An 18,026-nucleotide genomic window follows, 5' to 3' on the forward strand; every position below is an offset into this window, starting at 1 on the left:
GGGTGGGTGTGGGGTCCCGGGGGGTGGGGGGGGCGCGGGGGGGGCCGCCCCCGCTCCCCCCCGCCCGGCCGGGGGGGCGTCCCCCGCGGGGGGGGGCGCCCCCCCGGCGACCGGGGAGACTCCTCGACTCTCGACTCCTCGGGGCCCGAAGGCGTCCGGTGCGGGTCAGCCCACGGCGACCGCCGACCAGGCCGCCGCCACGGCGGTGTACTCGGCGCTGCCCGCTCCGTAGAGGTCCTTGGCCGCGTTCAGCGTGGCGGTGCGCGCTCCCGCGTAGTTCGTCGACGAGGTCATGTAGACCGTCAGCGCGCGGTACCAGATCTTGCCCACCTTGTCGTGCCCGATGCCGGACACCGTGGAGCCGTCGCAGGTGGGGGAGTCGTAGCCGACGCCGCCCACGGTCTTCGCCCCGCTGCCCTCCGAGAGCAGATAGGCGAAGTGGTTGGCGACGCCGGAGGAGTAGTGGACGTCCAGGTTGCCGACCGAACCGCTCCAGCAGTCGGCCGAGTTGCCGTCCTTGGAGGGCTTGTCCATGAAGCGGAGGGCGGGTTTGCCGAAGCCGGGGCGGACGATCTCCTCGCCGATCAGGTAGTCACCGGGGTCCGAGGCGTTGTTCGCGTACCACTCCACCATCGTCCCGAAGATGTCGGACGTCGCCTCGTTCAGGCCGCCGGACTCGCCCGAGTACGTCAGCGCGGCCGTCTTCGAGGTCACCCCGTGCGACATCTCGTGCCCGGCGACGTCGAGTGCCACCAGCGGCCCGAACGTCGAGCCGTCACCGTCGCCGTACGTCATGCAGAAGCAACTGTCGTCCCAGAAGGCGTTGTTGTAGTTCTTGCCGTAGTGGACGCGGTTGTACGAGCCCTTGCCGTCGCCCGCGATGCCGTTGCGGCCGTGGACGTTCTTGTAGTAGTCCCAGGTCGCGTCGGTGCCGTACTGCGCGTCCACCGCCGCGGAGGAGCGGTCCGACGTCGCGCCCGTGCCCCAGTGGTTGTCGGCGTCGGTGAAGAGCGTCGCCGGCGCCCGGCTGATGCAGATCCCGAAGATACACAGGTCCGTCTTGTTCGCCGCGTCGCCCGTGTACGTGTTCCCGCGCGTCGGGTCCTTCAGCTGGTACGCCGATCCGGACTGTGTCGTCTCCAGCGGAACCGTGCCGCTGTAGAGCGAGTTGCCGTCGCCCGTCGCCGTCTCGACGCTGTCCCACGCGTCGATGCGCGCACCGGTGCGGGCGTCGGTCAGCACCGTGCGCGCGACCGGGTTGCCGAGCCGGTCCTGGGCCACCGCGTCGGTGCGCCAGGTGAGCCTCGGAGTTCCGTGCAGGGCGTCGACGATCAGCCGCGGTCTCGCCGTCACCTTCTTCAGCGTCTCACCGGGGTTGGCGGCGCGCAGCGCGTCCGCCGCCAGGCCGGCCGCTTTCGCTCCGGAGAGTTCCGGGGTGACGTCGGCCAGCGAAATGGCCTTGCCCGTCGCGCGGTTCGCGCCTCGGTACGAACCGTCCGGAGCCAGGTGGACCACGAAGTCGCCGCCCAGGACGGGCAGTTCGCGATAGGTCCGGTCGTAGCGCACGTGCTGGGTGCCGTCCTTGTCGACGACGACGTCCCGGACGGTCGTGCGCTGAGCCGGTGTGAGACCCAGGTTCGTGGCGTGGGCCGCCAGTACCGAGGCCGCGTTCTCGATCGCGGTCGCCCGGGTCGGCCGGCTGTCGGCGTTCGCGGCCGGGGCGAGCGCGGCGGCCAGCAGGGTGGCCGTGGTCACGACGGCGCCGGCGGTGGCGAGAGAGGAACCTCGGATGTGCCGTATTCGACTCATCGGTCTCCTAGGAAAGGTGCCTTGGGGAGGGCGTGTGGGGGGAGGGGCCTGTGGGGCAGGCGCTGGGAGCTGTCTCCGATTTAAAGGTGCATGACATGTCATGTCCATAGCGCCTACCTGGTGCGTGCGGGATGCGGCGAGAATCGTTTCCGTACCCTCACCAATGGAGGCGATCATGGAACTGCCGGCCTGCCTGGCCGTCCTGACCACGACGGACGCGGCGGCGAAGGCCGACGCGCTGGCCCGGGGGGCGGTGGCGGCGCGGGTCGCGGCCTGTGCCCAGATCTCGGGGCCGGTCACCTCCGTCTACCGCTGGGAGGGCGCCGTGGAGACGGCCTCCGAGTGGCGGATCCAGTTCAAGACGACCGCGGCGCGCTACCCGGCGCTGGAGGCGTATCTCCTGGGTGCCCACGACTACGACACACCCGAGATCATCGCGACCCCGGTCGTGGCGGGAAGCGCGGACTATCTGCGCTGGGTGGAGGAGGAGACGGCCCCTTGAGCCCGGTCGGCCCCCTCGGCGCAGCGGAGTTGCCCTTCTTCGTCTACGGCACCCTGCGGCCCGGCGAGCACAACCACGACCTGTTCCTGCGCGGCCGCACCCGTTCCGAGGAGCCGGGGCGGATGCGCGGGCTCGCGCTGTACGCGGGGCCCGGATACCCGTACGCCGTCGATGAACCCGGGGGTGCGGTGTGCGGCGAGATCGTGACCGCCCGGCCGGAGGCGTACGAGCGACTCCTGGAGGAGCTCGACGAGTTGGAGGAGTACGTGCCGGGCGACGCGCGCAGCCTGTACGAACGGGTCGCACGTGACGCCGTGCGGGCGGACGGCGTCACCGTCGTGCGGACCTGGGTGTACGTCGCCGCGCCCGCGGTGGCGGCCCGCCTGAGGTCGGGCGGCAAGCTGATCGAGAACGGGGACTGGCACGGGGACGGTTCGGCGGGCGGGGGAGCCGGGCCGCCGGGCGGGATCGGCTGAGGCGCGCCCGTGCGGCGGGGAGGGCCTGAGGCGTGCTCGCCGCGTTTTGGCCCGGGACCTGGGGTGTGCTCGCCGTCCGGCGCACGGGTGCGGTGGGCGGGGGCCGGGATGCGCTCGCGATGTCCTGGCGCACCCCGCGCGGGCGGGTGGGTCCGGAGTGTGGCCGCTGGTGTCAGGTGCGTCCGTGTGGGTGGCCGTTCCGTGCGCCCCCGGAGCCGGGGCCGTTCCCGGCCCTAGGGTTCGGCCATGGCCGACCGCGACATGAACCGACGACGCCTGCTCGCGCTCGGCGGGGCGGCCGTCGGCGCCGCCCTGGGCATCGGGCTCAGCTCCTGCTCGGCGCAGGCCCCCGAGCGGGGCAAGCCTTCCGGTCCGGGCCCGACGGAATCACCCGGACCGTCGGGAAGCCCGGGCCGGAAGGCCTGAGCGCCCTTGAGGAGCCGAGCGGTGGCGCGCCCACCCCCGGGAGCGGCCCCGCTGGTGATGCCGGCCCCCGCGCCGGCCCACCCCGTCAGTCCTCCCGCGCCGCTTCCACCCGTACCGCGCACGCCTTGAACTCCGGCATCCGGGAGACCGGATCCAGGGCCGGGTTGGTGAGGGTGTTGGCGCGGCCCTCTCCGGGCCAGTGGAAGGGCATGAACACGGTGTCGGGGCGGATGGCCGTCGTGAGCCGGGCCGGTGCGACGGCCCGGCCGCGCCGCGACACCACCGCCACGGCGTCCCCGTCCGCCGCGCCGAGCCGTTCGGCCAGCCGCGGATGCATCTCCACGTACGGGCCGGGCGCGGCGGCGTTCAGTTCGTCGACGCGCCGGGTCTGCGCCCCCGACTGGTACTGGGCCACCACCCGTCCGGTGGTCAGCAGCACCGGGTACTCGTCGTCCGGCTCCTCGGCGGCGGGCCGGTGCGACACGGGAACGAACCGCGCCCGGCCGTCCTCGGTGGCGAACCGTTCGAGGAAGAGGCGGGGCGTGCCCGGGTGCGGCCCTGGCCCGGAGCCGGAGCCGGAGCCGGGGCTGGAGCCGGGACCGGGGCCAGAGCCGGGACCGGGACCGGGACCGGAGCCGGAGCCGGGGCTGGAGCCGGGACCGGGACCAGGGCCGGGGCCCGGGCCGTCGCCGCCAGCCGCTGAGGGGGCCGCGACTGCCGGATTCCCGTTCGGGGACTTCCGGGAGGCGTCCGGAGTTGCTGGGCCCGCGCCGGGGGATTCCGCGCCCGCGTCCGGTGCCAACTGGGCCGGGCAGGGCCAGAACACCCCGTTCTCCTCGGCCAGCCGGCGGTAGGTGATCCCCGAGTAGTCCGCCGGGCCACCCGCACTCGCCCGGCGCAGTTCCTCGAAGACCTCCTCCGGGTCGGTGGGAAAGCCCTTCTCCACGCCGAGGAGCGCGGCGAGTCCGTGCAGCACCTCAAGATCGCTGCGGATCCCCTCGGGAGGGCTGAGCGCGCGCCGGCGGAGCAGCACCCGGCCCTCCAGGTTCGTCGTCGTGCCGGTCTCCTCGGCCCACTGGGTGACCGGCAGGACGACGTCCGCGAGGGCGGCGGTCTCGGAGAGGACGACATCGGCGACCGCGAGGAAGTCCAGCGACTTCAGACGTTCCTCGATGTGCCCGGCGTGGGGCGCGGACACCACCGGGTTCGATCCCATCAGCAGCAGGGAACGGATGTCCGTCCCCATCGCGTCGAGGAGCTCGTACGCGCTGCGCCCGGGTCCGGGCAGCGTGGCGGGGTCGACGCCCCACACCTCGGCCACATGCCGTCGTGCGGCCGGATCGGTGAGCTTGCGGTAGCCGGGCAACTGGTCGGCCTTCTGGCCGTGTTCACGCCCACCCTGCCCGTTGCCCTGCCCGGTGAGACAGCCGTACCCCGACAGCGGCCGGCCCGGACGCCCGGTGGCCAGGCACAGGTTGATCCAGGCGCCCACCGTGTCGGTGCCCTTGGAGTGCTGCTCGGGCCCGCGCGCGGTCAGGACCATCGCGTTCTCGGGCTCGCAGAACATCCGCACGGCGTCGCGGAGTTGTGGAACGGACACCCCCGTGATCCGTTCCACGTACTCCGGCCAGTGCGCCATCGCCGCCGCCCGCGCCTCCTCCCAGCCGCTCGTCCGGTCCCGGATGTACTCCTCGTCCGTACGCCCCTCGGCGACGACCAGATGCAGCATCCCGAGCGCGAGCGCCAGATCCGTCCCCGGGCGCGGCGCCAGGTGCAGGTCCGCCTGTTCGGCCGTGCGGGTGCGGCGCGGGTCGATGACGATCAGGGTGCCGCCGTTCTCCCTCAGCTCGGTGACGAACCGCAGCGCGGGCGGCATCGTCTCGGCGAGGTTGGAGCCGACGAGGATCACACATCCGGTCCGCGGAACGTCCTCCAGCGGAAAGGGCAGCCCCCGGTCGAGGCCGAAGGCCCTGAGGCCGGCCGCCGCCGCGGACGACATGCAGAAGCGGCCGTTGTAGTCGATCTGAGAGGTGCCGAGGACGACGCGGGCGAACTTCCCGAGGGCGTAGGCCTTCTCGTTCGTCAGTCCGCCGCCGCCGAACACCCCGCAGGCGTCCGGCCCGTGGTCCGCGCGCGTGCGGGCCAGGCCCCCGGCGATCCGGGACAGGGCCTCGTCCCAGCCCGCGGGCCGCAGGACGCCCCCGGTGCGCACGAGCGGCGAGGTGAGCCGCACCCGGGACGACAGCAGCGCGGGCGCCGTGCGTCCCTTGCCGCACAGCGCGCCCCGGTTCACCGGGAAGTCCGCGCGCTCGGTCACCGCGACGCCTCCGCCCGGCGCGGGCGTCAGGTTCATCCCGCACTGCAGGGCGCAGTACGGGCAGTGGGTGGGCGTCACGGAGGCCGTCATGGCCCCCAGCCTGCGGCGGACGTGTTACGCGCCGGGGAGGCGGGCGTTACACGGCCGGTGCGGAGACCTCCCGGCGGCGCCGGGCACGCGGTGAGGTCTCCCGCGCTCGTCAGGGGGCCGCCGCCAGGGCCCGGGTCACCCCGTGCTCCTTCGGGCCGAGGAAATGCGGATCCGGCTCGAACACCGCGTCCAGCGCGGCCTTGCCCGCCGCGAAGATCTCCCGCGTGTTGCCGTAGTACCAGGTGGCGTCGTGCTTGGCGGCCACGCCGATGCCGTACGAGCGCACCCCCGCCGCCCGGCACAGGGCGAGAGCCCGGCGGATGTGGAAGTCCTGGCTGATCAGGACGGCCTCGTGGACACCGAAGATCTTCCGGGCCCGGACACAGGAGTCCCAGGTGTCGAAGCCGGCGTAGTCGCTGACGATCCGCCGGCCGGGCACCCCGTGCGCGGTGAGGTAGGCGCGCATCGCGTCGGGCTCGTCGTAGTCCTCGCGGCTGTTGTCGCCGGTGACGAGGACGACCTCGATCCGGCCGGCCCGGTACAGCTTCGCGGCGGCGTCCAGGCGGTGGGCGAGATACGGGGACGGTTCGCCGTCCCACAGGCCCGCGCCGAACACGATCGCGACGTCGGTGCGCGGGGCGTCCGCCGTCGTCCGCAGCCGGTCACCCGTGGACACGTGCAGCCAGGCCGCCGGGAGCAGCGCCAGCACGCACAGGAGCATCAGCGCCTGCACGGCCCGCCGTTGCCCCTTGCGCGTACGCGGCAGGCGCGGCAGACGGGGCCTGCGGAAGCTCGGGCGCTTCGGGCGCGGCAGACGCGGCATGATCGATGTCCCCCAGGTGTCGTCACTCGCGACGGCGCGCGGGCCCGTGTCCCCGGGAGGGCAGGCGCCGGGTCCCGCGCCGGGTCCCGCGTGCCCGTTCAGCAGATGAAGACGCATCGTAAGGCCGTTCGGTTCGCCCGGATGTCCCGACCTGGGCCGTCCGGCAGGAGAGAGCCGCAGGTGGAGGCCCTCACACCGCACCGCCGCCGTGCGGTGAACCGCTGGAAAACGACCGACATGCCCACGCAACGGCCCGGCAACTTCCTCCCGCCAGGATCGACGTATGACGGCCTCGAACCCCGCTCGCGACGCGTTCTCCCACGGCCTCGGCGGCCCGCCGCCCCGCGGCGCCGGCCTCGAAGGCCACCTCGGCAGCACGGCGCAGCTCCTGAACCGGATCGCCGGGCAGCTCGGCAGCCGGCTCGCCCTCGTCTCGCCCGACGGCACCCGCCGTCCGCCGCCGCCCGCCCTGGTCCTGGTCGCCCACGGCAGCCGTGACCCGCGCGCGCTCGCCACCGTACGGACCCTGATGGAACGCGTCCGCGAGCTGCGCCCGCACCTGCCCGTGCACCTGGGCCACATCGAGCTGAACGAGCCCCTCCTCGGCGACACGCTCGCCTCCCTGGCCGGCCGGCAGGACGCCGTCCTCGTACCGCTGCTGCTCGGCCGCGGCTACCACGTCCGGCGCGACATTCCCGGGACGGCCGCCGCCGTCCCCGGTCTGAACGCCCGTGTCGCCGGCCCGCTCGGTCCGCACCCGCTGCTCGTGGAGACCCTCTACGCCCGTCTCGTGGAGGCCGGATGGCGCACGCGGATGAGCGACGCGGCCCGCCGCGCGAGCGCCGTCGTCCTCGCGTCCGCCGGGTCCCGCGCCCCGGACTCGGCCGCCGACACGCGCCGCACCGCCCAGCTCCTCGCCGAACGCCTCGGCGTCCCGGTCGTCCCGGCCTACGCCTCCGCCGCCGCGCCCACCGTCCCCGCCGCCGTGCGCTCGCTGGCCGCCCGGGGCCGCCACCGGATCGCCGTCGCCTCGTACTTCACCGCCCCCGGCCGCTTCGCCACGCAGTGCGCCGAGGAGGCCCCCGGGATCTGCGCCCGGCCGCTGGGCGACCACCCGGCGATGGCCCGCCTCGTCCTGCACCGCTACGACCAGGCCGTAGCGGCCCCCGAGTCCGCCCCGGAGCGCACCTTGATCCCGGCCTGAACCCGGCGCTCCACTCCGCACCCGGCACCGCGCCGATCGGCGCCCCGCCCCGATTGTCACCGCCTGCGTCTACTGTCGGTGCATGGAAGGCATGGCACCGAGGACCGAAGACACCGCGCGACAGGCACCCGAAGAGACCGCACCACAGGCCCACGAGAACCACACGGCTCACGAGAACCCCACGGCCCACGACGCGTACGATCCGTCGGCCGTCGAGCGCTGGGCCGCCGAGCCCGACAAACGGCCCGGCCGCACCGCCTTCCAGCGTGACCGGGCACGCGTGCTGCACTCCGCGGCCCTGCGCCGCCTCGCGGGCAAGACCCAGGTCGTCACGCCCGGAACCCTTCCCCAGGTGCTCGGCGCCGCCGGATCCGGCGGAGCGCCCATCCAGGTGTGGGACGCCAGTCCGCGCACCCGGCTGACCCACTCCCTGGAGTGCGCCCAGGTGGGCCGCGAACTCGGCGCCGCCCTGGGCTGCGACCCGGACCTGGTCGAGGCGGCCTGCCTCTCGCACGACCTGGGCCACCCTCCCTTCGGACACAACGGCGAACAGGCGCTCAACGAATTCGCCGAGGACTGCGGCGGATTCGAGGGCAACGCCCAGTCGCTGCGCCTGCTCACCCGGATCGAGCCCAAGCGCTTCGTGCGCAGCCACATGGTCACCTCGGCCGCCGCCGACGCGGGCGACGACCTCGTCAGCGTCGGCCTCAACCTCACCCGCGCCGCCCTCGACGCCGCCACCAAGTACCCGTGGCCGAGAGGCGCCCGTCCCACCGATCCGAAGTCGCCGAAATTCGGGGTCTACGAGGACGACCGGCCGGTGTTCGACTGGATCCGCGAGGGCGCCCCCGGCACCCGTACGTGCTTCGAGGCCCAGGTGATGGACTGGGCCGACGACGTCGCGTACTCGGTGCACGACATCGAGGACGGTCTGCACGCGGGCCACATCGACCCCGCCAGCCTGCATTCCGGACCGGAACGCCGGGAGATCTTCGCCGTGGCCGTCGGGCGCTACGTGCCCGGGGACACCGATCCCGCCGAGCTGGCCGAGGCCCTCGACCGGCTCCTATGCCAGGAGTGGTGGCCGCACGGGTACGACGGATCGGCCGTCGCGCAGGCCCGCCTGAAGGACGCCACCAGCCAGCTCATCGGCCGATTCTGCCTGGCCGCGGAGGGCGCCACCCGCGCCCGGTACGGCAGCGGACGCCTCACCCGGTACGCGGCGGAACTCGTCGTCCCGCGGGCCGCCAGGCTGGAGTGCGCCGTCATCAAGGCGGTCGCCGACCGCTACGTGATGCAGCGCGCGGAGCAGGAACTGCTCCGCGCCGACCAGCGGGTCGTCGTCGCCGAACTGGCCGAGGCGCTCACCGCCCGCGCCCCCGAGATCCTGGATCCGCAGTTCCGGGCGTTGTTCGACCACGCGGCCGACGACCGTGCCCGCAAGCGCGTGATCGTGGACCAGATCGCATCGCTCACCGATGCCTCGGCGCGTTCCCTGCACCTCAGGCTCACCACGCGTTCCCATGGGGGCGCACAGGTGTGACCCTGCGTGGCCTGATCGGGCCACTACCCCTTCCCGCATCACGCTCCGTGCGGGAGGCTCGCACATGGCGACATCCTTACGAGGAGGCATCAAGTGGTCGACGCGGATCAGACATTCGTCATCGTCGGAGGAGGCCTGGCAGGCGCCAAGGCGGCCGAGACGCTCCGAGCGGAGGGCTTCACCGGCCGCGTGATACTGATCTGCGACGAGCGCGACCACCCCTACGAACGTCCGCCGCTGTCCAAGGGCTACCTCCTCGGCAAAGAGGGGCGCGACAGCGTCTTCGTGCACGAACCCGCGTGGTACGCGCAGAACGACATCGAGCTGCACCTCGGCCAGACCGTCGACGCGATCGACCGCGCGGCCAGGACCGTCCGCTTCGGTGACGACGGCACCCTCGTCCACTACGACAAACTGCTCATCGTGACCGGTGCCGAGCCGCGCCGCCTCGACATCCCGGGCACGGGCCTCCTGGGCGTCCACCACCTGCGCCGCCTCGCCCACGCCGAACGCCTCAAGGGCGCCCTCGCCGCGCTGGGCCGGGACAACGGCCACCTCGTGATCGCCGGAGCCGGCTGGATCGGCCTGGAGGTCGCCGCCGCGGCCCGCGAGTACGGCGCGGAGGTCACCGTCGTCGAACCGGCGGAGACCCCCCTGCACAACGTCCTCGGTCCCGAGCTGGGCCAGCTCTTCGCCGAACTGCACGGCGAGCACGGCGTCCGCTTCCATTTCGGCGCCCAGCTCACCGAGATCGTCGGCCAGGACGGCGTGGTCCTGGCCGCCCGCACCGACGACGGCGAGGAGCACCCCGCGCACGCCGTCCTCGCGGCCATCGGCGCCGCCCCGCGCACCGGCCTCGCCGAGGCCGCCGGCCTGGAGATGGCCGACCGCGCGCACGGCGGCGGCATCTCCGTCGACGAACAGCTGCGCACCTCCGACCCCGATGTGTACGCCGCCGGTGACGTCGCCTCCTTCCCCCACGGCCTCTTCGACACCCGGCTGCGCGTCGAGCACTGGGCCAACGCCCTCAACGGCGGACCGGCCGCCGCCCGCTCGATGCTGGGCCGCGGGGCGGTGTACGACCGCGTGCCCTACTTCTTCTCCGACCAGTACGACCTCGGCCTGGAGTACTCGGGCTGGGCGCCCCCGGGGACGTACGACCAGGTGGTGATCCGCGGGGACGCGGGCAAGCGGGAGTTCATCGCCTTCTGGGTGAAGGAGGGCCGGCTGCTCGCCGGGATGAACGTGAACGTGTGGGATGTCACCGATCCCATCCAGCGGCTCATCCGCTCCCGGTCCCAGGTGGACACCGAGGCGCTCGCCGACCCGCACGTCCCGCTGGAGAGCCTCGCCCCGTGAGGCCGCCGGACGGCTCCGGGGCCGGGCCGGGCGGCTTCCGCGCCGTCCGCCGTGCCGGGGATTTCCGGGGGTACGCCCCGGACCCCGGCACGGTGGCCGTCCACCTGCCCCGGGAGTGTCGGCGCCGCCCCGTAGACTCACCTCGTGGCAGGCAGGATCAATGACGAGGACGTGAAGGCGGTTCGGGACGCGGTCCCGATCGACGCCGTGGTGTCCGAGTACCTCCAGCTGCGCAACGCGGGCGGCGGAAACCTCAAGGGCCTGTGCCCCTTCCACGACGAGAAGTCACCGTCGTTCCAGGTCAGCCCCAGCAAGGGCCTCTTCCACTGCTTCGGCTGCCAGGAAGGCGGCGACACCATCACGTTCGTGATGAAGGTCGACCACCTCACCTTCTCCGAGTCGGTCGAGCGCCTCGCCGCCCAGGCCGGCATCACCCTGCGCTACGAGGAGGGCGGGTACAACCCCGCCCACCAGCGCGGCGAGCGCATCCGGCTGGTCGAGGCGCACAAGGCGGCCGCCCAGTTCTACACCGCGCAGCTCGGCACCAGCCCCGAGGCCGACGCGGGCCGCTCGTTCCTCGCCGAGCGCGGCTTCGACCAGGCCGCCGCCGCCCACTTCGGAGTCGGCTACAGCCCCCAGGGCTGGGACCACCTCACCCGCCATCTGCGCGGCAAGGGCTTCACCGACAAGGAACTGGTCCTCTCCGGCCTCGCCCAGGAGGGCCGCCGCGGCCCCATCGACCGCTTCCGCGGCCGTCTCATGTGGCCGATCCGCGACATCGGCGGCGAGGTCGTCGGCTTCGGCGCCCGCAAGCTGTACGAGTCCGACAACGGACCGAAGTACCTGAACACGCCCGACACCCCGATCTACAGGAAGTCCCAGGTCCTGTACGGCATCGACCTCGCCAAGAAGGACATCGCCAAGAGCAGCCGGGCGGTCGTCGTCGAGGGCTACACCGACGTCATGGCCTGCCACCTGGCCGGGATCACCACCGCCATCGCGACCTGCGGCACGGCGTTCGGCGGCGACCACATCAAGATCCTCCGCCGTCTCCTGATGGACAACGGCTCGGCCCGGGTGATCTTCACCTTCGACGGCGACGCGGCCGGACAGAAGGCCGCGCTGCGCGCCTTCGAGGACGACCAGAAGTTCGCCGCCGAGACCTACATCGCCATCGCGCCCGACGGCATGGACCCCTGCGAGCTGCGTCTGGCCAAGGGCGACGAGGCCGTCGCGGACCTGGTCGAACCCCGCACCCCGCTCTTCGAGTTCGCGCTGCGCCAGATCGTCCTGCGCTACGACCTGGAGACCCCCGCCGGACGCGCGGCCGCGCTCGACGAGGCCGCCCCGGTCGTCGCCCGCATCAAGAACAGCGGCGCGCAGCACGAGGTCGCCGTGCAGCTCGCCGGCATGCTCGGCATCCTCGACACCCAGTTCGTCGTCAAGAGGGTTTCCCAGCTCGCCCGTTGGGCCCGTGACCGAGGTGGCATGGGACCGGCCCCGGCCGGCGGCCGCCCCCAGCAGACCTATGCCGCGACCCAGGCGCCCACCGGCGGCGGCCCGGCTCTCACGCTGCGCAACCCCGTCTTCGCCACCGAGCGTGAACTGCTCAAACTCGCCCTCCAGCGGCCGGAGTTGGTCGCCCCGGCGTTCGACGCCTACGGCATGGACGAGTTCACCGCCCCGCCCTACGCGGCCGTGCGCCAGGCCGTCATGGACGCGGGTGGCACCGAGTACGGCGTCCAGGACCCCCAGGAATTCCTGATCCGGGTCCGCGACGCCGCCCCGGACGACGCGGTGCGCGCGATGGTCACCGAGCTGGCCGTCGAGGCGATCCTGCGCAAGACCGTCGACGAGACGTACGCGGGCGACCAGCTCGTCGCGGTCCGCCGCCGTGCCGTCGACCGCCGCATCCGTGACGTCCAGGGCTCCCTGTCCCGGCTCAGCGCGGGCGGCGACCCCGCCCGGCTGGCCGCCGTGCAGAACGAGTTGTGGGTGCTCCAGCAGTACGGTCAGGCACTGCGCGAACGGGGCGCCGAAGCCCTCTGAGGCCGCAGGACGGCCTTCGGGATGTTCCGGGAGCGGCCCGGCGGGGCGTGACGGGCGGTTGAAGCGGCCGGCGCACATGCCAATCCCGTGGCGGACTTTGAAGGTTTCGTCTTCGCTGAGCTGCGCACTCGTCCTGGACAGTAACCACGCGGTCACGGACCGGACGCAAAAAGTCACCGCACGCCCCTCGTGGCAGCGATGTGTCGTACTCCACACTGGGTTCCGGTGCCTGAGTCCTCGGAGCGCGGCCGACCCGCACGCGACGGGTTCCCGATCCCCGCGGTTCCGCCAAACGACTGCGGGATGGACATCGGCGAGGCCGTCGACCCCATCCCCGACGTACCGCTGCCGCACGCCTCAGCAGCGACATTCCTGGAGGTCGCCCCCGTGCAGACCCAGACCCTCGCCCAGACCGACAACACCACCGACACGGACGCGGACCCCGGCGTCGTCGGGGCGGTCCCCGCGCAGCGGCGTGCCGCGCACCATCCGGAGGGCGGGCCGGAAAGCCCTCCCGAGCCCCTCGGAGAGGCTCCGGAGGTGGAGACGGAGGCGGAGGCGGAGGTCGAGGTGGAGACCGAGTCCCCCGAACCGGTGGAGCCGGCCCGGACCCGCGCCGCCGACACGGGTGGCCCCTCGTCCGACCTGTTCCGCCAGTATCTGCGGGAGATCGGGCGGATCCCGCTGCTCACGGCGGCCGAGGAGGTCGACCTCGCCCGCCGCGTCGAGGCCGGGCTGTTCGCCGAGGAGAAGCTCCGGGTCGCCCCCGACCTGGACAGCCAGCTCGCCCTGGACCTCGACAAGATCGTCGTCATGGGCCGGATGGCGAAGCGCCGGCTCATCGAGGCGAACCTGCGGCTCGTCGTCTCCGTGGCCAAGAGGTACGTGGGCCGCGGTCTGACCATGCTCGACCTGGTCCAGGAGGGCAACCTCGGCCTGATCAGGGCCGTCGAGAAGTTCGACTACGCCCGCGGCTACAAGTTCTCCACGTACGCCACCTGGTGGATCCGGCAGGCCATGTCGCGCGCCCTCGCCGACCAGGCGCGCACCATCCGCGTCCCCGTGCACGTGGTCGAGCTGATCAACCGGGTCGTCCGGGTCCAGCGGCGGATGCTCCAGGAACGCGGCTACGAGCCCACGCCCGAAGAGGTCGCGGCCCAGCTCGACCTGCCCGGCGAGCGGGTGAGCGAAGTCCTGCGGCTGGCCCAGGAACCGGTGTCCCTGCACGCTCCTGTGGGCGAGGAGGACGACGTGGCCCTCGGTGACCTCATCGAGGACGGCGACGCGACGTCTCCGGTGGAGTCCGCCGCGTTCCTGCTGCTCCGGCAGCATCTGGAGGCGGTGCTCTCCACGCTCGGTGAGCGGGAGCGCAAGGTCGTCCAGCTTCGGTACGGGCTGGCGGACGGGCGTCCGCGCACGCTGGAGGAGATCGGGCGGATCTTCGGGGTCACGCGCGAGCGCATCCGGCAGATCGAGTCCAAGACCCTGAACAAGCTCAGGGACCATGCCTTTGCGGATCAGCTCCGGGGCTATCTGGACTGACCCGGGGGCGCTGCCCCCGGACCCCCGCTCCTCGAACGCCGGAGGGGCTGATTTTCTCGCCGGAAGGGTGTTCCAGCGGGGGTCCAGGAGGTGGTCACCTCAGCGGGATGCGGTGGGTCAGTCGACCTCGGCCACCGCCTGGGCGAACTGGGCCTGGTAGAGGCGGGCGTAGGCGCCGTCGGACTCCAGCAGGTCCGTGTGGGCGCCCTGCTCCACGATGGCCCCGTCCTCCATCACGAGGATCGTGTCCGCGTCCCGGATGGTCGACAGACGGTGGGCGATCACGAACGACGTCCGCCCGTGCGCCAGCTTGGCCATCGCCTTCTGGATCAGCACCTCGGTGCGGGTGTCGACGGAGCTGGTCGCCTCGTCGAGCACCAGGATCACCGGGTCCGACAGGAACGCACGGGCGATGGTGATCAGCTGCTTCTCGCCCGCGCTGACCCCCGTTCCCTCGTCGTCGATCACCGTGTCGTAGCCCTGGGGCAGCGTGCGGATGAACCGGTCGGCGTGCGCCGCGCGCGCCGCCTCCTCGATCTCCCCGCGGGTGACGTCCCGCGAGGCCCCGTACGCGATGTTGTCGGCGATCGTGCCCCCGAACAGCCAGGTGTCCTGGAGCACCATGCCGATCCCCGACCGCAGGTCGTCCCGGGACATGGAGGTCACATCGACCCCGTCGAGGGTGATCCGGCCGCCCGTGACGTCGTAGAACCGCATGAGCAGGTTCACCAGCGTCGTCTTGCCGGCGCCCGTCGGGCCGACGATGGCCACCGTGTGGCCCGGCTCCACCTTCAGCGAGAGATCCTCGATGAGCGGCTTCTCCGGGTCGTACCGGAAGGAGACGTGCTCCAGCGCCACGCGCCCGCGCAGCTCCTCGGGACGGGCCGACACCGTCGGGTCCGCCTCCTGCTCGTCCGCGTCCAGGACCTCGAAGATCCGCTCCGCCGACGCGACACCCGACTGCACCAGGTTCGCCATCGACGCGACCTGCGTCAGCGGCATCGAGAACTGGCGGGAGTACTGGATGAACGCCTGTACGTCGCCGATCGACAGCGAGCCCGAGGCCACCCGCAGCCCGCCGACCACCGCCACCAGCACGTAGTTCAGGTTCGACACGAACATCATCAGCGGCTGCATGACGCCGCTGTTGAACTGCGCCCGGAAACCGGCCTCGTACAGCTTGTCGTTCTGCTCGGCGAACTGCGCCGCCGACTCCTCCGCCCGCCCGAACACCTTCACCAGGTTGTGGCCGGTGTACATCTCCTCGATGTGGGCGTTGAGCTTGCCGGTCGTGCGCCACTGCTGCACGAAGTGCGGCTGCGAGCGCTTGCCGACCCGGGTGGCCACGACGAACGACAGCGGCACCGTGACCAGCGCGACGAGCGCCAGCAGGGGCGACACCCAGAACATCATCGCGAGGACACCCACGATGGTCAGCAGCGAGTTGACGAGCTGGCCCATCGACTGCTGGAGGGTCTGCTGGATGTTGTCCATGTCGTTCGTCGCGCGGCTGAGCACCTCACCGCGCTGGCGCTTGTCGAAGTACGACAGCGGCAGCCGCGACAGCTTCGCCTGGAGGTCCTCGCGCATGCGGTAGACCGTCTTGTTGACGGCCCGGTTCACGAGCCGCGTCGCCACCGCCATCAGCAGTCCGGCCAGCAGGAACGTGCCGAGCGCGACCAGCAGGACCCTGCCGACGGCGTCGAAGTCGATGCCCTGGCCGGGAGTGAAGTCCGTCCCCGAGAGCATGTCGGCGACGGCGCCCTTGCCGTGCGCGCGCAGCGAGTCGAGAGCCTGGGCCTTGGTGGCCCCGGCCGGCATCTGGCGGCCGACGATCCCCGCGAAGACCAGGTCGGTGGCCCTGCCGAGGATCTTCGGGCCGACCACCGAGAGCCCGACGCTCAGCACGACGGCGACGAGCATCACGTACAGCGTGGCCCGCTCGGGCTTGAAGTGGGTGAGGAGCCGTCGGCCCGACACCTTGAAATCCATCGAGCGCTGGTCAGGGCCGCCCCCGGCCATCATGCGCCCCATAGGCCCGGCCATCAGGCGGCCTCCGCTTCCGTCAGCTGGGAGAGCACGATCTCCCGGTAGGTCTCGTTGTCCGCCATGAGTTCGTGGTGGCGTCCGGTGCCGACGACCCGGCCCTCGTCGAGGACCACGATCCGGTCGGCCTCCCTGATGGTCGACACCCGCTGGGCGACGATCACCACGGTCGCCTCCGCGGTCTCCGCGGTGAGGGCCGCGCGCAACGCCGCGTCGGTCGCGTAGTCGAGGGCCGAGAAGGAGTCGTCGAACAGGTAGATCTCGGGGCGCTGCACCAGGGTGCGGGCGATCGCCAGGCGCTGGCGCTGGCCGCCGGACACGTTCGTGCCGCCCTGCGCGATCGGCGAGTCCAGCCCGTTCTCGAGCTGTTCCACGAAGCCCTTGGCCTGCGCCACCTCCAGCGCGTGCCACAGCTCCTCGTCACTCGCCTCCGGGTTGCCGTACCGCAGGTTCGTGGCGACCGTCCCCGCGAACAGGTAGGGCTTCTGCGGGACCAGTCCGACCGTCCTGGCCAGCAGCTTCGGGTCGATGGTCGCGACGTCCACGCCGTCGACGAGCACCTGGCCGTCGGTGGCGTCGAACAGGCGGGGGATCATGCCGAGCAGCGTCGATTTGCCGCTGCCGGTCGAACCGATGACCGCGGTGACCTCACCGGGCCGCGCGACCAGGTCGACGGACCGCAGGACCGGCTCCTCGGCGCCCGGGTAGCGGAACCCGGCCGCGCGGATCTCCAGGTGGCCGTGCCGGCGCAGCTCCAGGACGGGCGCGACGGGCGGGACCACACTGCTCTCGGTGCCCAGGACCTCCTGGATGCGCTCCGCGCAGACCTCCGCGCGCGGCACCATCATGAACATGAAGGTGGCCATCATCACGGACATCACGATCTGCATGAGGTAGGCCAGGAACGCGGTCAGATCGCCGATCTGCATACCGCCGCTGTCGATGCGGTGGGCACCGAACCAGACCACCGCGATGGACGACAGGTTCACCACCGTCATGACGATCGGGAACATCAGGGCCAGCATCCGGCCGGTGGCCAGGGACGTCTCCGTGAGGTCGGTGTTGGCGCCCTTGAAGCGGTCCTTCTCGTAGCCGTCGCGCACGAACGCGCGGATCACGCGGTTGCCGGTGATCTGCTCGCGCAGCACCCGGTTCACGGTGTCCAGGCGTACCTGCATGGTGCGGAACAGCGGGCGCAGCCGGCGCACGATGAGCGTCACGCAGATGCCGAGCGTCGGGACCACGGCGACGAGCACCGCGGACAGCGGCACGTCCAGGCCGAGGGCCAGGACGATGCCGCCCACACACATGATCGGCGCCGACACCAGCAGGGTGAACGTCATCAGCGCGAGCATCTGCACCTGCTGGACGTCATTGGTGGTGCGGGTGATCAGCGACGGCGCGCCGAAGTGGCCCATCTCACGTGCGGAGAACGACTGCACGCGGTCGAAGACGGCACCCCGGATGTCCCGGCCCACCGCGGACGCCGTACGGGCTCCGTAGTAGACGGCCCCGATGTTGCAGACGACCTGGGTCAGCGAGATGCCGATCATCAGGGCGCCGAAGGTCAGGATGTAACCCGTGTCCCCCTTCACGACACCGTTGTCGATGATGTGCGCGTTGAGGGTGGGCAGGTAGAGCGTGGCGCAGGTCTGCAGGAACTGCAGCAGCACCAGCAGGGCGATGGGTTTCTTGTACGGACTGAGGTGGGTCCGCAGGAGTCGTATGAGCACGCGGGGTCTCTCGGAATCGTGGACGGCGGGGGTGACCGACGGGCTGTGCATGGTGCACGCACCACCCCCTATCGTCGGACACTCCCCCCGCGTTACCTCAACCGATT

The 18,026-nt window shown here is 72.2% G+C and carries 13 protein-coding genes; 8 read left to right on the plus strand and 5 right to left on the minus strand.

Annotation, left to right across the window (positions count from 1 at the left end):
- Window positions 1-165: 165 nt before the first annotated feature.
- Window positions 166-1,809 (minus strand): M4 family metallopeptidase, encoded by a 1,644-nt coding sequence (locus tag ACF07B_RS02725; RefSeq protein ID WP_392177502.1) that lies wholly within the window; start codon window positions 1,807-1,809, stop codon window positions 166-168.
- A gap of 175 nt (window positions 1,810-1,984) precedes the next feature.
- On the opposite strand from ACF07B_RS02725, the gene cutA reads away from it, so the two are divergent.
- The 3 genes from cutA (at window position 1,985) to ACF07B_RS02740 (ending at window position 3,213) form a co-directional block, all read left to right on the plus strand.
- Window positions 1,985-2,311, plus strand: a complete 327-nt coding sequence (cutA, locus tag ACF07B_RS02730; protein WP_369482109.1) for a divalent-cation tolerance protein CutA — start codon at window positions 1,985-1,987, stop codon at window positions 2,309-2,311.
- Window positions 2,308-2,787, plus strand: a complete 480-nt coding sequence (locus ACF07B_RS02735) for a gamma-glutamylcyclotransferase (protein WP_392177503.1) — start codon at window positions 2,308-2,310, stop codon at window positions 2,785-2,787. Before cutA ends, ACF07B_RS02735 begins: the two co-directional genes overlap by 4 nt.
- Window positions 2,788-3,033: 246 nt before the next feature.
- Entirely contained in the window at window positions 3,034-3,213 is a 180-nt protein-coding gene (locus ACF07B_RS02740; RefSeq protein WP_392177504.1) for a hypothetical protein, read from the plus strand.
- A gap of 85 nt (window positions 3,214-3,298) precedes the next feature.
- On the opposite strand, the gene ACF07B_RS02745 is transcribed toward ACF07B_RS02740, so the two are convergent.
- Window positions 3,299-5,620, minus strand: coding sequence for a molybdopterin oxidoreductase family protein (locus tag ACF07B_RS02745; RefSeq protein ID WP_392177505.1), 2,322 nt, complete (start codon window positions 5,618-5,620; stop codon window positions 3,299-3,301).
- 109 nt (window positions 5,621-5,729) lie between these two features.
- Window positions 5,730-6,443, minus strand: coding sequence for a vancomycin high temperature exclusion protein (locus ACF07B_RS02750; protein WP_369482141.1), 714 nt, complete (start codon window positions 6,441-6,443; stop codon window positions 5,730-5,732).
- 283 nt (window positions 6,444-6,726) lie between these two features.
- Between ACF07B_RS02750 and ACF07B_RS02755 the strand changes: the two genes are divergently transcribed.
- The 5 genes from ACF07B_RS02755 (at window position 6,727) to ACF07B_RS02775 (ending at window position 14,140) form a co-directional block, all read left to right on the plus strand.
- Entirely contained in the window at window positions 6,727-7,647 is a 921-nt protein-coding gene (locus tag ACF07B_RS02755; RefSeq protein ID WP_369482113.1) for a sirohydrochlorin chelatase, read from the plus strand.
- Window positions 7,648-7,729: 82 nt separating this feature from the next.
- Window positions 7,730-9,190, plus strand: a complete 1,461-nt coding sequence (locus tag ACF07B_RS02760) for a deoxyguanosinetriphosphate triphosphohydrolase (RefSeq protein ID WP_392177506.1) — start codon at window positions 7,730-7,732, stop codon at window positions 9,188-9,190.
- 93 nt (window positions 9,191-9,283) lie between these two features.
- The gene (locus tag ACF07B_RS02765; RefSeq protein ID WP_369482115.1) at window positions 9,284-10,549 is read left to right on the plus strand and encodes an NAD(P)/FAD-dependent oxidoreductase; all 1,266 of its coding nucleotides are present in this window, start codon (window positions 9,284-9,286) and stop codon (window positions 10,547-10,549) included.
- Between the two features lie 144 nt (window positions 10,550-10,693).
- Window positions 10,694-12,598, plus strand: coding sequence for a DNA primase (gene dnaG / locus ACF07B_RS02770; RefSeq protein WP_392177507.1), 1,905 nt, complete (start codon window positions 10,694-10,696; stop codon window positions 12,596-12,598).
- Between the two features lie 225 nt (window positions 12,599-12,823).
- Complete coding sequence (locus ACF07B_RS02775; RefSeq protein ID WP_384233535.1) at window positions 12,824-14,140, plus strand: RNA polymerase sigma factor; 1,317 nt, start codon at window positions 12,824-12,826, stop codon at window positions 14,138-14,140.
- Window positions 14,141-14,257: 117 nt separating this feature from the next.
- Here ACF07B_RS02775 and ACF07B_RS02780 read toward each other — a convergent pair whose 3' ends face one another.
- Window positions 14,258-16,186, minus strand: a complete 1,929-nt coding sequence (locus ACF07B_RS02780) for an ABC transporter ATP-binding protein (protein ID WP_392177508.1) — start codon at window positions 16,184-16,186, stop codon at window positions 14,258-14,260.
- The gene (locus ACF07B_RS02785; protein WP_392177509.1) at window positions 16,186-17,919 is read right to left on the minus strand and encodes an ABC transporter ATP-binding protein; all 1,734 of its coding nucleotides are present in this window, start codon (window positions 17,917-17,919) and stop codon (window positions 16,186-16,188) included. Before ACF07B_RS02785 ends, ACF07B_RS02780 begins: the two co-directional genes overlap by 1 nt.
- Window positions 17,920-18,026 lie beyond the last annotated feature (107 nt).

Source organism: Streptomyces sp. NPDC015532 (genome assembly GCF_043078065.1).
Classification (GTDB): Bacteria; Actinomycetota; Actinomycetes; order Streptomycetales; family Streptomycetaceae; genus Streptomyces.

Coding starts and splice junctions, on each gene's coding strand:
- ACF07B_RS02755 (WP_369482113.1), top strand. CDS start 6,727: ATGACGGCCTCGAACCCCGCTCGCGACGCGTTCTCCCACGGCCTCGGC.
- ACF07B_RS02745 (WP_392177505.1), bottom strand. CDS start 5,620: ATGACGGCCTCCGTGACGCCCACCCACTGCCCGTACTGCGCCCTGCAG.
- ACF07B_RS02740 (WP_392177504.1), top strand. CDS start 3,034: ATGGCCGACCGCGACATGAACCGACGACGCCTGCTCGCGCTCGGCGGG.
- ACF07B_RS02725 (WP_392177502.1), bottom strand. CDS start 1,809: ATGAGTCGAATACGGCACATCCGAGGTTCCTCTCTCGCCACCGCCGGC.
- ACF07B_RS02780 (WP_392177508.1), bottom strand. CDS start 16,186: ATGGCCGGGCCTATGGGGCGCATGATGGCCGGGGGCGGCCCTGACCAG.
- cutA (WP_369482109.1), top strand. CDS start 1,985: ATGGAACTGCCGGCCTGCCTGGCCGTCCTGACCACGACGGACGCGGCG.
- ACF07B_RS02760 (WP_392177506.1), top strand. CDS start 7,730: ATGGAAGGCATGGCACCGAGGACCGAAGACACCGCGCGACAGGCACCC.
- ACF07B_RS02750 (WP_369482141.1), bottom strand. CDS start 6,443: ATGCCGCGTCTGCCGCGCCCGAAGCGCCCGAGCTTCCGCAGGCCCCGT.